At 51.5% G+C, this 14996-nt stretch carries 10 protein-coding genes and 1 pseudogene; 4 read left to right on the top strand and 7 right to left on the bottom strand.

The window, feature by feature from the left end:
* Positions 1–7: 7 nt before the first annotated feature.
* The 6 genes and pseudogenes from NXS99_RS06580 to dnaK form a co-directional block, all read right to left on the bottom strand.
* Positions 8–424, bottom strand: a complete 417-nt coding sequence (locus NXS99_RS06580; RefSeq protein ID WP_259287865.1) for a heat shock protein transcriptional repressor HspR — start codon at positions 422–424, stop codon at positions 8–10.
* 34 nt (positions 425–458) lie between these two features.
* Complete coding sequence (gene dnaJ, locus NXS99_RS06575) at positions 459–1622, bottom strand: molecular chaperone DnaJ (protein ID WP_259287864.1); 1164 nt, start codon at positions 1620–1622, stop codon at positions 459–461.
* Between the two features lie 386 nt (positions 1623–2008).
* Positions 2009–2854 carry a glycerophosphodiester phosphodiesterase family protein gene (locus NXS99_RS06570; RefSeq protein ID WP_259287863.1) on the bottom strand — a complete coding sequence of 282 codons (846 nt, stop codon included), beginning with the start codon at positions 2852–2854 and terminating at the stop codon, positions 2009–2011.
* Positions 2851–3012 carry a hypothetical protein gene (locus NXS99_RS06565; protein WP_259287862.1) on the bottom strand — a complete coding sequence of 54 codons (162 nt, stop codon included), beginning with the start codon at positions 3010–3012 and terminating at the stop codon, positions 2851–2853. The genes NXS99_RS06570 and NXS99_RS06565 overlap by 4 nt, the downstream gene beginning before the upstream one ends.
* A gap of 118 nt (positions 3013–3130) precedes the next feature.
* Positions 3131–3724, bottom strand: a pseudogene (gene grpE / locus NXS99_RS06560) (nucleotide exchange factor GrpE); the annotation flags it as partial.
* 17 nt (positions 3725–3741) lie between these two features.
* A complete protein-coding gene (gene dnaK / locus NXS99_RS06555; protein WP_259287860.1) occupies positions 3742–5568 on the bottom strand; it encodes a molecular chaperone DnaK in 1827 nt (608 codons plus the stop codon).
* 551 nt (positions 5569–6119) lie between these two features.
* Here dnaK and NXS99_RS06550 point away from each other — a divergent pair.
* Entirely contained in the window at positions 6120–7508 is a 1389-nt protein-coding gene (locus NXS99_RS06550; protein ID WP_259287859.1) for an AI-2E family transporter, read from the top strand.
* A 149-nt stretch (positions 7509–7657) separates the two neighbouring features.
* Here the strand turns inward: NXS99_RS06550 and NXS99_RS06545 are convergent, their stop codons facing one another.
* A complete protein-coding gene (locus NXS99_RS06545) occupies positions 7658–9259 on the bottom strand; it encodes an inorganic phosphate transporter (RefSeq protein WP_259287858.1) in 1602 nt (533 codons plus the stop codon).
* Positions 9260–9918: 659 nt separating this feature from the next.
* Between NXS99_RS06545 and NXS99_RS06540 the strand changes: the two genes are divergently transcribed.
* From NXS99_RS06540 to NXS99_RS06530, 3 genes are all read left to right on the top strand, one after another.
* The gene (locus NXS99_RS06540) at positions 9919–12858 is read left to right on the top strand and encodes a (Fe-S)-binding protein (RefSeq protein WP_259287857.1); all 2940 of its coding nucleotides are present in this window, start codon (positions 9919–9921) and stop codon (positions 12856–12858) included.
* 100 nt (positions 12859–12958) lie between these two features.
* Complete coding sequence (locus tag NXS99_RS06535) at positions 12959–13585, top strand: DUF1707 domain-containing protein (RefSeq protein ID WP_259287856.1); 627 nt, start codon at positions 12959–12961, stop codon at positions 13583–13585.
* A 100-nt stretch (positions 13586–13685) separates the two neighbouring features.
* Positions 13686–14951, top strand: coding sequence for a pyridoxal phosphate-dependent aminotransferase (locus tag NXS99_RS06530; protein WP_310593308.1), 1266 nt, complete (start codon positions 13686–13688; stop codon positions 14949–14951).
* The last annotated feature ends 45 nt before the right edge of the window (positions 14952–14996 follow it).

Genomic DNA, 14996 nt, shown 5'->3' with positions numbered 1-14996 from the left:
GTCGTGCTTAGCGACGCTTGCCGCGACGTGGTTCCCACATAACAACTGCAGAGGAACGCGGCACGTGCACGATTTCACCGCGAGGCCGTACCATTTCTCGCTTGAGTTGTTCATTTTCGCGTTGCATCGCGCGAAGTTGTGCCCTCAGGCGTTCATTTTCTTTCTTCAAGTCAATGATTGCTTTAATACCTGCCAGATTGACGCCATCTTCTTGGCTTAAGCGTTGCACCATTCGCAAGAGTTCAACATCTGCCTGGGAATACCGCCGACCACCACCGCTGGTACGTTGCGGCGTCACTAAGCCCATGCGGTCATAGGTACGTAAGGTTTGCGCATGCATGCCAGCAAGTTCAGCAGCAACAGAAATCACAAACACTTCTTCAACGAACTCATCATCGTGGGGAAACTCATGTGAATTTCGCATTTTCCAACTCCTTTGTCCCGACACTTGCGATGGATTAGCGTGCGTTTGTAATCTTCGCGCGTGGGTCAAAGCCTCCTGCTGCTTCTGCTTCTTGGTAGCTCCGCAGCGTTGCTTGCGCTTGTTCGCTCAGCTGTGTCGGCACTTCGACAACAACCGTGACATGCAGATCGCCAACAACTCCACCTTTTTTCGCAATGCCGCGACCGCGCACACGCAAGACTCGTCCACTTGGAGTACCAGCTGGAATCTTCACCTTTACGCTGCCACTCAGCGTTGGCACTGAGATGGTGGCACCAAGGGCTAATTCGGCAAAGCTAACGGGAACGGTGACAAGCAGATCGTTCCCATTGCGGCTAAAGAGTTCATCTGGGCGTACGTGAACGGTGACGAAAAGATCCCCTGCTGGCAGACCATGTGGGCCGGCTTCACCTTTTCCTGCCAGGCGTACTTTTTGGCCGTCTTCAACGCCTCCTGGAATACGGACAGTAATTGTGCGTGACCTGCGCACAGTTCCGCGTGCGCGGCATTCCTGACATGGATCCTTTGCGGTTTTACCGGTGCCATCACATACGGTACATGGTGCGGAAAGACCGAATGCACCGCGTTGTTCGTTGGTAAAACCAGTGCCGTGGCAAGTACCACAGGTGGATAACGCGCCAGTTCTTGAGCCGGAACCATGACAGGCGGCACATGGTGCATCACCAGTTAATTGCACCGGGAATTCAGTGCCAAGGGCTGCTTCTTGGAAGTCTAATGTCACTTCCGTTTCCACATCGGCCCCTCGCGTCGGCCGAGTTGACCTGCGAGAAGTACTACCGCCGCCGAAACCGCCACCGAAGAGATTCCCAAAACCACCTGCTTGGCCGCCCATTCCAGCGTGTCCAAAGAGGTCTGAGAGGTCGAAGTCGGCGCCGCGAAAGCCTCCACCGCCGGGGAAACCACCTCCAAATCCGCCTGAGCGGAGCATGGTGCGGAATTCATCGTATTCTTTTCGCTTGGCTTCATCGCCAATGACGTCATAGGCTTCTGCGACTTGCTTAAATCGTTCTTCTTTGACCTTATCTCCTGGATGGGAGTCGGGGTGATTCTCGCGAGCTAATTTTCGATACGCTTTTTTAATTTCTGCTTCAGTAGCAGAAGATTGTAATCCCAAATCGGCATAATAATCTTTTTCTGCCCATTCATTTTTTGCAGCCATGATGTCCCCTTTAGCCAATAAGTTGAGTCTATGTGACTAAAGTTTAGCGCAAGAAGGATATAACGTCACCAATGTTCGCCACCAGCAAACGCGCACAAAACAAGCAGCATACTGCCACCATTCAGGCGTGATCTGCATGGGTAGATGCCCACGTAGCTGCAAATACTTTTCACACTGCTCGCAGATGTATTTCCACAAACACGCAGCGCTGATTCCAGAGCGTGACATGCGCGAACGCAGTTGTTCGCACATTTTATGGTGCAGCCGCCAACGCAACCATCCGATCGCCGCCAACCTTGGCAAGGTATGGAGATGAACAAGAACTCGGTAGGCTGGCGGCGTCGTCAAGCATGCAGGTGGAGCAATATCTGCAGGTGGGCCACTATTTATGCAGCAGGAAATGGAACCATCGGGTGCTCGGTGGCAAGTTGCAGCAGGCGGGTTGGGTAGTCAGAAATCATGCCATCGACGCCGAGATCCATCAACCGGGTTATATCGGCAGGTTCGTTGACAGTCCATGGCACCACAACCATGTCGTAGGCGTGTGCGCGTGTGATCAATTGCGCATCAACTAAATGAAAGTCTGGGCTTAATACCTTAATATGGTGCTCCAACGCAGCTTCGAGAATATCTTCGTGATACGGTCCCCACGGTGTGCCCGGATACCAGGTCGTGGTATCCCACAACGCAACCAGCGGAATGCGCGGATCAATGGCATGCACCAAATCAAAGGTGCGCCAGTCGAAGGACTGAATCATCACTTTTTCTTCGAGTCCATACTCAAAAATTGGCGTGAAGATTGCGTCGACGAACTGCTCAGGGGTTGCGCACATCTCAGGGTTTACTGCTTCAATTTTTGTTTCAATATTAAAGTGCACATCGTAATCGCGTGCCAGCTCAAATACTTCAGACAGCTGAATAATGCGATTATCTGGAACTACGTAAGCCTCTGGAAATTCTTTGAGTTGCTTCGCACATGGCACAGTTTGCAGCTGCTCAAAGGTCAGATCGTGGACAAGTTCACCAATATGGCTGGAACATTTTTCGGCCAAGAGTACTGGATCATGCCACACAGCTGGCACGTTATCGCGGGTGAGCACAATATCAAGTTCAAGGGTTGACACACCCATTTCGAGGGAACGGCGAAATGCGTAGGCGGATTCCTCGGTAAATTGGCCACGGCCGCCGCGGTGGGACTGGGCATCGAAAACTGGAAGTGGATAAGTATTCACGGTTGCCATTCTAAACCCAAAATGGCTTCGACTTGGGGTATCCGCGCAGCGCGACGACCGGACGCTCGCGCAATGCGATAGCGCGAAGGCCTGACGCTCGTATCACGACGACCCAACGCGCGCACTGCAACCACCTGCGCAGCGCGACGACCCGACACGCACGATATTTCCTCAATACTGCGCGCAATACTTCGCCAAATAAAAAGCAACACCCCAACCTGTGCTGATTCCTTTTTCAAGGATGCACTGTTGGAGTGTTGCTCAATTAAGCAGATTTTATGCTTCAGATTCAGCGTCTGATTCTGATGCTTCTGCGTCTTCACCTGGTCGTGGATCTGCGATAATCACCATTGCGGTGCGCAGCAAGCGACCATTGAATTCGTAGCCTTTGCGTAGAACCGTTCCAATGGCTTTGTCATCACCAGTGGACAGATCCTGCACTGCCTCGTGACGTTCTGCGTCAAAGACATCACCTTCGACACCGAATGCTTCTACTTTCAGCCCTGCAACAGTACTGACGAACTTGTCGCGGAAAGCCTTCAGTGGGCCTTCTGCCAGGTCACCGTGCTTTTCAGCCAAGTCAAGATCGTCAAGAATTGGCAGGAGGCTGGTCAGAACTTGCGCCTTCGCAGAGGTGATAATGCCATCACGTTCTTGAGCAGTGCGGCGACGGAAGTTGGCATACTCGGCGGTGATGCGCTGTAAATCTTCCGTGCGTTCTGCAAGTTGATCGGCAAGTGTTGGCTCTGCTGCAGTCTCTTCGGTGGTTTCCTCTGAGAGTGCATCAAGATCAACATCAACCAATGCTTCGGCGAGATCGTCGGCAAGCGTAGGATCTAGGACGTCCTCCGGCTGCTCGTCGCCATGTGGATGGTCCTGGCTCATGCTTACTTGTCTCCTTCTTCGTCAACAACCTCAGCGTCAACAACGTTGTCGTCAGCTGGAGCGCCTTCGCCTGCCTGTGCCTTTGCTGCCTCAGCCTCGTAGATAGCCTTACCCATCTCCTGAGCCTCAACGTTCAGCTTTTCGACGGCTTGCTTAATAGCCTCGATGTCGTCACCCTTCAGTGCCTCATCAACGGCATCAGCAGCTGCGATGACCTTGGTCTTGAGTGCTTCATCAACCTTGTCGGTGTTCTCATCAACAAACTTGCGAGTCTGGTATGCAGTAGATTCAGCAGAGTTGCGAACCTCTTGCTCTTCACGACGCTTCTTGTCTTCCTCAGCGTGAGCTTCCGCATCCTTGATCATGCGATCGATCTCTTCCTGGGACAGGCCAGAACCATCTTGAATCTTGATGGTGTTTTCCTTGCCGGTGCCCTTGTCCTTCGCGGTGACGTGCACGATACCGTTTGCGTCAATATCGAAGGTCACCTCGATCTGAGGCACACCACGTGGCGCAGGTGCGATACCACCGAGTTCGAAGGAACCAAGCAGCTTGTTGTGTGCTGCAATTTCGCGCTCACCCTGGAACACCTGGATCTGTACAGATGGCTGATTGTCATCTGCAGTGGTGAAGGTTTCGGAACGCTTGGTTGGAATGGTGGTGTTACGCTCGATCAGCTTGGTCATCACGCCACCTTTGGTCTCAATACCCAAGGAAAGTGGGGTGACGTCGAGAAGCAGCACGTCCTTAACTTCGCCGCGCAGCACGCCAGCCTGCAATGCAGCACCAACTGCCACAACTTCGTCAGGGTTCACACCCTTGTTTGGCTCACGGCCACCGGTGAGTTCCTTCACCAAGTCAGATACTGCTGGCATACGAGTGGAGCCACCGACGAGCACAACGTGATCGATCTCAGCGATGGAAACACCTGCGTCTGCAATCACCTGGTTGAATGGCTTCTTGGTGCGATCAAGCAGATCCTGGGTAATGCGCTGGAACTCGGTACGAGTCAAGGTCTCGTCCAAGAACAGTGGGTTCTTATCAGCATCAACGGTAATATATGGCAGGTTGATATTTGCCGACTGAGAAGCAGACAGCTCAATCTTTGCCTTTTCAGCAGCCTCACGCAGACGCTGCATTGCCATCTTGTCCTTGGAAAGATCAACACCAGAGGTGGACTTGAACTTCTCTACCAACCACTCAACAACGCGCTGATCCCAATCGTCGCCGCCGAGCTCGTTATCACCAGCGGTTGCGCGAACTTCCACAACGCCATCGCCGATTTCCAGCAAGGAAACGTCGAAGGTACCGCCACCAAGGTCGAAGACCAAAATGGTTTGTTCCTTCTCGCCCTTCTCCAGGCCGTATGCCAAAGCAGCTGCAGTTGGCTCATTCACGATACGCAGCACGTTCAGGCCTGCGATCTGGCCAGCTTCCTTGGTTGCCTGGCGCTGTGCGTCAGAGAAGTAAGCAGGAACGGTAATAACAGCGTCGGTAACATCCTCACCGAGGTATGCTTCTGCATCGCGCTTGAGCTTCATCAAGGTACGAGCGGAAATTTCCTGTGGGGTGTACTTCTTCTCGTCAATGCTGACGGTCCAATCGGTACCCACGTGGCGCTTCACGGAGCGGATGGTGCGATCAACGTTGGTAACAGCCTGGTTCTTTGCAGACTGGCCAACAATAACTTCGCCGTTCTTTGCGAATGCAACAACAGAAGGGGTGGTACGTGAGCCTTCTGCGTTGGCGATCACATTTGCTTCACCGCCTTCCAAAACGGCTACTACCGAGTTGGTGGTTCCGAGGTCGATACCTACTGCGCGTCCCATGATGGGCCTCCTTATGAAGTAATTTATTTGCTATTTGTTTGAAAGTTGATCTTCATTGACTCAACTTACCTTCGCTAACTTAGCACCTTTTCCAAATTCGTGCCAAGAAACTTGAGTAACCTAGGCTCAACTTTGATCTTGTCGCCATAGTAACGCAGAAACAAACTTATGTCTAGTAGACTCAACTTTTAAGAAAGGTGGCAGGTCAACATGTTGTTTACAGGTGTGGGATAGTTGGGAAAGGAGAAGTGGAAAGGAGATAGCAAAATTTCAAGTCTTATGAAGGAAATATACAGTTTGGGATACTGTGCACGTTGTTGTTCACAACGCTAAGGCAGGCTATAAGGTTGCAGCATTGAGGTCAGGAACATCGCCATCCCCGGCGCGGCACCACTGCACTCAATCACCCAGCACCACACCTCATCCACCGTAACCGCCCACCAGCGACGAAGTTTCCTCAAGGTTCCCTTCAAGGTTCCCTGCACATTTGCAGATAATTTCAGTATTCTCCCTAACAAAGACGCAAAGACTATGGCATAGTAATAATTCTTATGAGTAAACATAGAAATGATTTGCCACCGGAGTCAGAGCCTACTGACAATTCGGTTGATGCGTTTATCGAAAAAACAGTCGTTCAAGACGACGCCATCCTCGAGCACGGCACCGACGCTGCTCCTTCTGGCACGCTTGTTGCCGATGGAGCACAAACTGCCGAAGGCACTCTCGACGAGCCAACCGTTGCGCATATCGACCGTGCAATTATTTTGGGTCAAGATGGTCGTTGGCTTGCAGGTTGGGCACTGCGCTTTATCATTATTGTCGTCGCAGGTTATTTGCTCCGCCAAGGCTTAGGCATAGTTTGGACAGCACTGCTCCCAATTATTATGGCTTTGTTAGTGTCGACCGTTTTGTGGCCACCAGTTGCATGGCTGCGCGCACGCAAAGTTCCAGGAGCACTGGCTGCCGCGAGCGTTCTCCTTGGCTTCTTCGCCATCATTGGTGGCCTCTTTAGCTTCATGGCACCATCGGTTGCATCACAATCAAAAGATCTCGCGCGTGAAACCGTCGAAGGTATTCGTCAGCTGGAATCTTGGGTCAAAGGCCCACCACTAAATTTCAACCTCGAAGCACTTTCTGAGTTCATTCAAAAGATCACCACCTTCATTCAAAATCGACTCTCTGATATTGCCGGTGGCGTGTTCAGCGGCCTTGCAACCGCTGGTTCGATCGTCGTAACCTGCGTCCTCTTGCTTCTGCTGACGTTCTTCATGCTCAAAGACGGCCCTGGCTTCTTGCCGATGGTCCGCCGCATGACAGGTCCAAACGTCGGCTGGCATCTTACCGAACTCTTTACTCGCATTTGGAACACCCTTTCGGGATTCATCCGCACCCAAGCCATTGTTTCGCTTATCGACGCGGTGTTCATCGGCATTGGTTTGTTAATTCTTGATGTGCCACTTGCCTTCGTTCTGGCGGTCATTACCTTCGTTGCAGGATTCATCCCAATTGTCGGTGCCTTTACCGCAGGCGCATTAGCCATTATCATCGCGCTGGTTTCCAATGGCGCAACCAATGCACTGTTCGTCTTGATTCTGATCGTGATTGTGCAGCAGTTGGAAGGCAACGTTTTGCAGCCAATGTTGCAATCACGTGCAATGAATTTGCACGCGGCGGTAGTGTTGTTGGCCGTCGCACTTGGTTCAAGCATGTTCGGTGTTATTGGCGCATTCTTATCTGTGCCAATTGCGGCAACCTTGGCCATTATGATCCGCTACCACCAGGAACTTGTTGCGCTTCGTGCAGGTGAAATCACGTTTGAAGATATCACCCTCTCAACTTCCCACGAGGCGCTGCCGACCAAGAGTCACGAAGCAGCGTTCAAACTGTTCTCCGAAAAGCTGTCTTCCTTAGGCGGCTCAACACACGACAAAGAACAGTAGCGATTCCTCGCATCAGAATCGAAAACACCCCGAGGAAATGAACTGCTCCCCATTAGTTGGACTGAAAAATCAGATACCGAATATTGGGGAGCAGTTCAAAATCCTCGGGGTGTTTTGCGTCGTCAAGCATGCTTCACGACGCTTTGCATTTAGCCCCAAATAAAGTTCAGAGCCAGTACTGATACAGCAGAGACCGTGGCCGCCGCAGGCAAGGTAATGACCCATGCCAGTGCAATTGGGCGCATCAGCGACCAGTTTGCCGCCCGGTTCACAATGCCAACGCCGAGCACCGCGCCAATGAGAATATGGGTGGAAGAAACTGGAAGTCCGAGCATCGAAGCCGCCATCACCACGCCGGCAGCGGACATTTCAGCGGCGAAACCTGAAGCTGGGTGCATACGTGTCAGGCCAGATCCAACGGTTTGAATCACATAGCGACCAATGAACCAGAGGCCAGCGATCAGCGCAACGCCACAAGTAAGCATCGCAGCAGTTGGCACTGGAGCTTTTTCATTAATCGCGTTGGTTTTCAAGACGTCGAGCACCGCAGAAAACGGGCCAATCGCATTCGCAATATCATTCGAACCATGCGAGAACGCGAAGGCAGAAGCGGTAAAGACCTGCATCCAAGAGAACAAGATGAAGGTAGCGCGATCGACAGACTGACGCTTGAGTGTGCGCGCGAAGATTGAAATTGCCATCCACACCACTACGGCGATCATAATCAAGATTAAGGCGTTCTCCAGTGACGTAAGTCCAAGATGGAGATTCTTTAGGCCTTTGAACAGCATCATCGCGCCAATTAAGGCTGCGCCGGCAGCTGCAAGTGGTGGTACCCAGTTTTCCAGTGCTTTGTGAGTATTTAACGAATCACGTCGAGAGTTCAGCCGATGCAGATCACGATAATAATCAGATTCCAGGCAATCCGGATCAAAGTCCTTTTCCGCAATCAACGCAGCATCGCGCGACATTGCGTTGGTATAGGCCAATTGTTGCACCTCAGAGAGGCGCTCGAACGAGGATTTGAAATCTTTATGCAACTTCGCGCGCTCTTGCTTAATGGCACGAATTTCTTGATCGGCCTTTTCGTTATAGCCCAAGATACGGCGCTTAATCGCACCGAAGACGAAATATGCGACTACACCGCCAAGGACTGGTGAAAGTACCCACGATAACGCGATCGAACCGATTTTGTTCCACTGCACCATGTTCCAACTGCCGATGCCCTCATACAGGCCTAAGGCCAGTGCCGCACCGACGATACCGCCGATGATGGAGTGCGTGGTTGAAACCGGCCAACCCATACGTGTTGCGATCAACAGCCAGATAGCTGCACCAAGCAGCGACGACATCATAATGAAAGCGAAGTCGAGTGGCTGCAAGGCCACGGAATCAAGATCAACGATGCCTGATTTCACGGTGTCGGTAACTTCACCGCCGGCAAGCACAGCACCTGAAACTTCGAAGATGGCAGCCACAATCAGGGCTTGTTTCATCGTTAAGGTGCCAGCGCCAACAGAGGTGCCGAAAGAGTTAGCGACGTCGTTGCCGCCAATATTGAAGGCCATAAACACACCGAATGCGATGGCGGTGAGCAGCAATGCTTTATTTGCTTCAGGACCCACAAACCCAAATGACCAAAGGATGAACAGTAGAAGTGTAATTGCTAAAAGTCCACCAAAAGAGATATGCCACCATTTGTCGTTGGTGGCACTCGGTGGTGCAGGAACCGTCATCGTACTGTTAGACATGAAGTAATTGAACTTTCTCGTTTTCCTACATAGACACGAAATGGGTAACTAAGCGGGTTATAGTGCACCCGTGTGAGGAGTCTACCGCCCACGGGCAATAGGCGTCGAGCATGCAATGATTCCCAATAATGGCCAATTTTGGATTCTTTTTATGCTCAGCGACTGTCATGTTTCAACAAGACAGTAAGCTATCTCACTTTTTACTCGAATCGGATTGAGCATCACTCATGCAAGGATTAGCGCCGTTTCGTGCAAAAACGAAGTGATGATGCGAATAAAGATGACACCTCCAAAAGACCTATATTTCCTGCACAATATACCAATAATGGGCACGTACCCACCTTTTCTTGTCCCCCAGCAATGTGAAAAACATTACCCCCATTATGGTGGGGATTTGAGACGGTATGGTTGCCTTGATGGGTTTCTAGTTGCCAGAACACTTTGAGTTCGGAAACGGTGCAGTAGCGCAACCAGACCAGGCAGTAGCGTAGGTGAACGAAACAGTAACACCGGACAAACAACCTTAAAATCCCGTCAACTCACACCCAAACCCCAGTTCAATCCCGTATTTAGCCTAGGGCAAGTGGAAACGGAACTGCTGCGTACTAAGGTATTAAGGAATCTAGTTCTTCACACCTACGAGCCTGAAAGAGTCATTCATGCCGCTTGCACTCAGTCCGACAACGATACTCGGTATCCTCGGCGTACTGTTATCACTGCCTGCTTGGTGGTATTTCGCACGCGCAGTTGCTCGCATCTTCAAGCTCATTTCCTCTGGTCAGCCAACCCCAGGGCGCACGAACGCCTGGACGAAGCGACTGACCACCTTAATAATTGAGGTGTTCTTACACAAAGAACTTCTGCGCAAACCGGCAGTTGCACTGGCGCACTGGTTTGTCATGCTTGGATTTTTAATTGGTTCACTTGTGTGGTTTGAAGCGTATATCCAAACATTCGCACCACATTCCGGCTGGCCGATCCTGGCGAATCTGCAGCTGTATCACTTTGTCGAGGAAGTTTTAGCTCTTGGCACGGTCGTAGGCATTAGCTTCTTAATGGCACTTCGCCTAAAAATCTCCAACCGGGATCGCTTAGCCAGGTTTTATGGTTCAAATTCCAAAGCCGCCATCTTTGTTGAATTCGTTGTCCTTATCGAAGGCATCGGCATGCTGCTGGTCAAAGCCGGCAAAATTGCAACCTACGGACACGCCTCTATCTGGGCAGATGCGTTCACCCGCCACCTTGCCATCCTCCTGCCTGCTTCACCAATAATGGTGAGTGCATTTGCGCTGCTCAAACTCTTAACCGGCATGATTTGGCTCATCGTCGTGGCCCACAACATCCACTGGGGTGTGGCATGGCACCGTTTCTTAGCCTTTTTCACCATCCTCTTTGGCCGCTACCCCACTCGCGCCAAAGCCCTCGGCGCCCTCCCACCACTTGTTTCCGCAGGCAAGAACGTCACCATCGAAAACTTTGATGACTTCGAGGATGAACCAACCCTTGGCGTCGGCAAGCTTCACGACGCACCGTGGAAGATGCTTCTCGATTCCACCACGTGCACCGAATGTGGTCGCTGCCAGGAACAATGCCCGGCGTGGCACACCGAAAAACCGCTGAGTCCGAAGATGCTTATGACTGATATTCGGGATGCTGCAGTTCGGCACTCGCGGTATTTGGATGATCCTGAAACGTTTGCCGTTGACACGAGTCATGCGGGCGTTGATGTGCTGAAATTAGTTGGTGAGCATGCAGTATCTGCCGAAGCATTGTGGAGCTGTACCAACTGTGGTGCATGCGTGGAACAATGCCCAGTTGATATTGAGCATATTGATCACATTGCGAATTTGCGCCGCTACCAGGTACTTAGCGAATCGGCATTCCCAAATGAATTGGCCGGAATGTTTAAAAACCTTGAGGCCAAAGGCAATCCGTGGGGTCAGCCGAAGCAAGAGCGGCGTTCGTGGATTGAGCAGGCTCGTCAAGATGGGCTTGAGGTACCAATTTTTGGGGAAGATATTACTGACTTCTCCGATACTGAATATTTATTCTGGGTCGGTTGTGCTGGAACGTTTGACGAAGCAGGCAAGCGAACCACTCGTGCCGTCGTCGAATTGCTGCACACTGCGGGTGTAAAGTTCGCAGTGCTTGCGCAAGGTGAAACCTGTACTGGCGATCCAGCGCGTCGTGCCGGTAATGAATTTTTGTTCCAGCAATTGGCCATTGAAAATATCGCAACGCTGAATGAAGCCTTTGCTGGTGTAGGAAAAGGTCAGCGCAAAATTATTACCAGTTGTCCGCACTGCTTTAATACTTTGCGCAATGAATACCCTGATTTTGATGGTTATTTCGATGTTTTCCACCACACGCAACTGCTGAATCGTTTGGTTCGTGAAAAGTTGCTGACTCCAATTCCGCGTGGTCCTGAAAACCGCAGGCCAGTGACGTATCATGATCCGTGTTTCTTGGGTCGCCACAATAAAATCTATGATCCACCGCGCGAACTGGTTGCAGCAACTGGGGTCGAGCTGGTTGAGATGGCTCGCAGCAAAGGCACCGGCTTCTGTTGTGGCGCCGGCGGTGCACGGATGTTTATGGAAGAAAAAACTGGCACACGCATTAACGAACATCGCGCACAGGAAGCTGTTGCAACGGGTGCCGAAACCATTGCCGTGGGATGCCCATTTTGTAACACCATGATGGCAACCGGCGTGAAAAACACCACGCCTGAGCGTGCCCCTGAAATTCGTGATGTTGCGCAAATGCTTCGCGACGCTATTCTCGTGGACGATAAGCTGCCACCAGCACGCGCCAAGCAGTTTATTGAACAGCCAAAACGTAGTCAGGCTGGTGCATCGACAGCGCGAGTAGAAAAAGACCAATCAGATGTTGCAGTCAGAAAAGATGCGGACGCTAAGGCTGCTACGGCTACCTCGACTACAACGGCGACTTCGACTAGCACGGCGAAATCACATGATACAAGTGCGGCGGCAAGTGCGGATTCTGTTCCATCCGTATCTGTTCCGCCAATGCCATCCGTAGCTGTTCCACCAGTGCCGGGCGGTGCGGTGCCGACTGTGCCGAAAGTACCTGGAGTCGCGGTGCCGACGCCGGGTGGTGCGGTGCCGACCGCACCGGGTGTAGCAGTACCAGCAGCGCCAGGTGTTGCAGCACCTCCTGTTCCAGGAAATGCTGTACCAAGTGTGCCAACGCCAGCCACGCCACCTGCACCAAAGGTACCGACTGTGCCAAATGCTGCAGTACCACCTGTGGCAACGCCACCTGTGCCATCAAACGTAATGGTTCCAGCTGCACCAAAGGTTCCAACGCCAGCAGTGCCAAAAGTACCTGTACCCCCAGCAACCCCAAGCGTTGCAGTACCACCAGTACCAGGAAGTGCCGTACCAGCTGCAGCCACACCACCTGCACCAAAGGTACCGACTGCACCAACGACACCAGCAGTGCCAAAAGTACCTATACCCCCAGCAACCCCAAGCGTTGCAGTACCACCAGCACCAACGCCACCTGCGGTACCAACTATCGCTCCGCAACCACCAACGGCACAACCACCGCAACCACCTGCGCCACCAACAAGCTAAACTAAGGAATATTTCTACAGACTAATGCCACACAACGTTGAGATATTCAACAGTCTGTACCGAAGTTTGCGCCACTTCAAAATTCGCTAAAGTAGGAAACATGAATATGCCTTCAAATCCTGAGTACCGTCTCACTGACCAAGAACGTGCAGAGGCAATCGACGCTCTGGCAAAGCATGTTGCAGCTGGTCGTATTGATCTTGATGAATACGAAATTCGCGTAGACATCATTACCAGCGCTGTCACTCACGGCGATCTTGAACAAGTATTTTACGATCTGCCGCCTGCCGAAGACACCATGCAGGAAGCAGAACTTGCGGCAATGTACACGCGAGCAGAAATTTATCAGGCTTATAAAGATGGCAAACGCATTCGCCTTGGCATCCTCTTACTTTCCACTTTTGCCGTACTCAGCATTGAGCAGGCATTTCACTCACAACCATCATTGTTCTTTATAGTCGGCGTAACGCTCTACATTTTGCTCTATCTGATCAAAATTGGCCCATCATCGTGGTACACACCATCGCCTCGCGAACTTGCGCGCCAGCGTCAACGCGACTTGGAAATGGCCTACCAAGAGCATCAGCAACGCATTAGGATGCTCAGTGCCAAGCAACGTGCTGAGCTCACAGCATTTCGAGCACAAAAGCGCGCCGAAATCGCCAATCATGCACTTGAAATGACTGAAAACATGATGCGAAAACTCAATAAGCCAAAAGGTTCGTAACATGTAACAGGATCAACTCGTAAAGGGTTGGTCCTGTTGTTATTTTTCTCGCATAGCGCACACTTGTTGGTCTCCTCCCAAAAGTGGCACAATTGACGACGTGAATACAAACGAGGAAGCTCAGTCACGACCAACGGTACGTCGCCCACGACGTATTTTTGATCAGTCGGAAAAAATGAAAAATGTGCTCTACGAAATTCGTGGTCCGGTTGCTGAAGAAGCAGAACGCCTCGAACTCGATGGCCACCGCATTTTAAAGCTCAACACAGGCAATCCGGCGATCTTCGGTTTTGACGCTCCCGATGTCATCTTGCGTGACATGATCAAGGCCCTACCAACTTCCCAAGGCTACTCCACTTCCAAGGGCATTATCCCAGCTCGTCGCGCAATTGTGACTCGCTACGAAGTGATCCCAGATTTCCCTTCCTTCGACATTGAAGATATTTATCTCGGCAATGGTGTCTCTGAGCTGATCACCATGACCACCCAAGCGCTGCTCAACGACGGCGATGAAGTGCTTATTCCGGCACCGGACTATCCTCTCTGGACAGCTGCAACCTCACTAGCGGGCGGCAAACCAGTGCATTATCTCTGCGATGAAGATGACGATTGGAATCCATCAATCGAGGATATTCGCGCGAAAGTTTCCGAAAAAACCAAAGCCATTGTGGTGATTAATCCGAATAACCCAACTGGCGCGGTGTATTCTCGCGAGGTGTTGCAGCGAATCGTCGACGTTGCTCGCGAGTACGACTTGCTTGTGCTTGCCGACGAAATCTACGACCGCATTCTTTACGACGATGCAACGCATATTTCTCTCGCTACCTTGTGCCCAGATTTGTTGTGTATTACGTTCAACGGATTGTCCAAGGCTTATCGTGTAGCTGGATATCGTGCTGGGTGGATGATTGTCACTGGTCCGAAACATCGAGCACGTGGATTTATTGAAGGCCTCGACTTGCTTGCGGGCACTCGTTTGTGCCCAAATGTGCCAGCGCAGCATGGCATTCAGGTCGCCCTTGGTGGCCGGCAATCGATTTATGAGCTCACCGGTAGTGGTGGACGCCTGCTTGAGCAGCGCAATGTTGCGTGGGAAAAGCTCAATTCCATTCCAGGTGTCAGCTGTGTCAAGCCGATGGGTGCACTGTATGCCTTCCCGAAGCTTGATCTGAATCATTATGATATTCATGATGATGCCCAGCTCATGCTGGATTTATTGCGTCAAGAAAAGATCTTGCTTGTACACGGCACTGGTTTTAACTGGCCAAAGCCGGATCACTTCCGTGTGGTCACGCTTCCGTGGAAAGATGAACTCGCGGTTGCTATCGAGCGGCTTGGTAACTTCTTGTCCAGCTATAAGCAATAGCAGCACTGGTAACGTCAACGCATACTGAGCGCATACTGAGCGCGA

It is taken from the genome of Corynebacterium sp. HS2168-gen11, assembly GCF_024834075.1.
Lineage (GTDB): Bacteria > Actinomycetota > Actinomycetes > Mycobacteriales > Mycobacteriaceae > Corynebacterium.
Note: the sequence above shows the minus strand (reverse complement) of the source record. Positions and strands in the feature narration are given on the sequence as shown.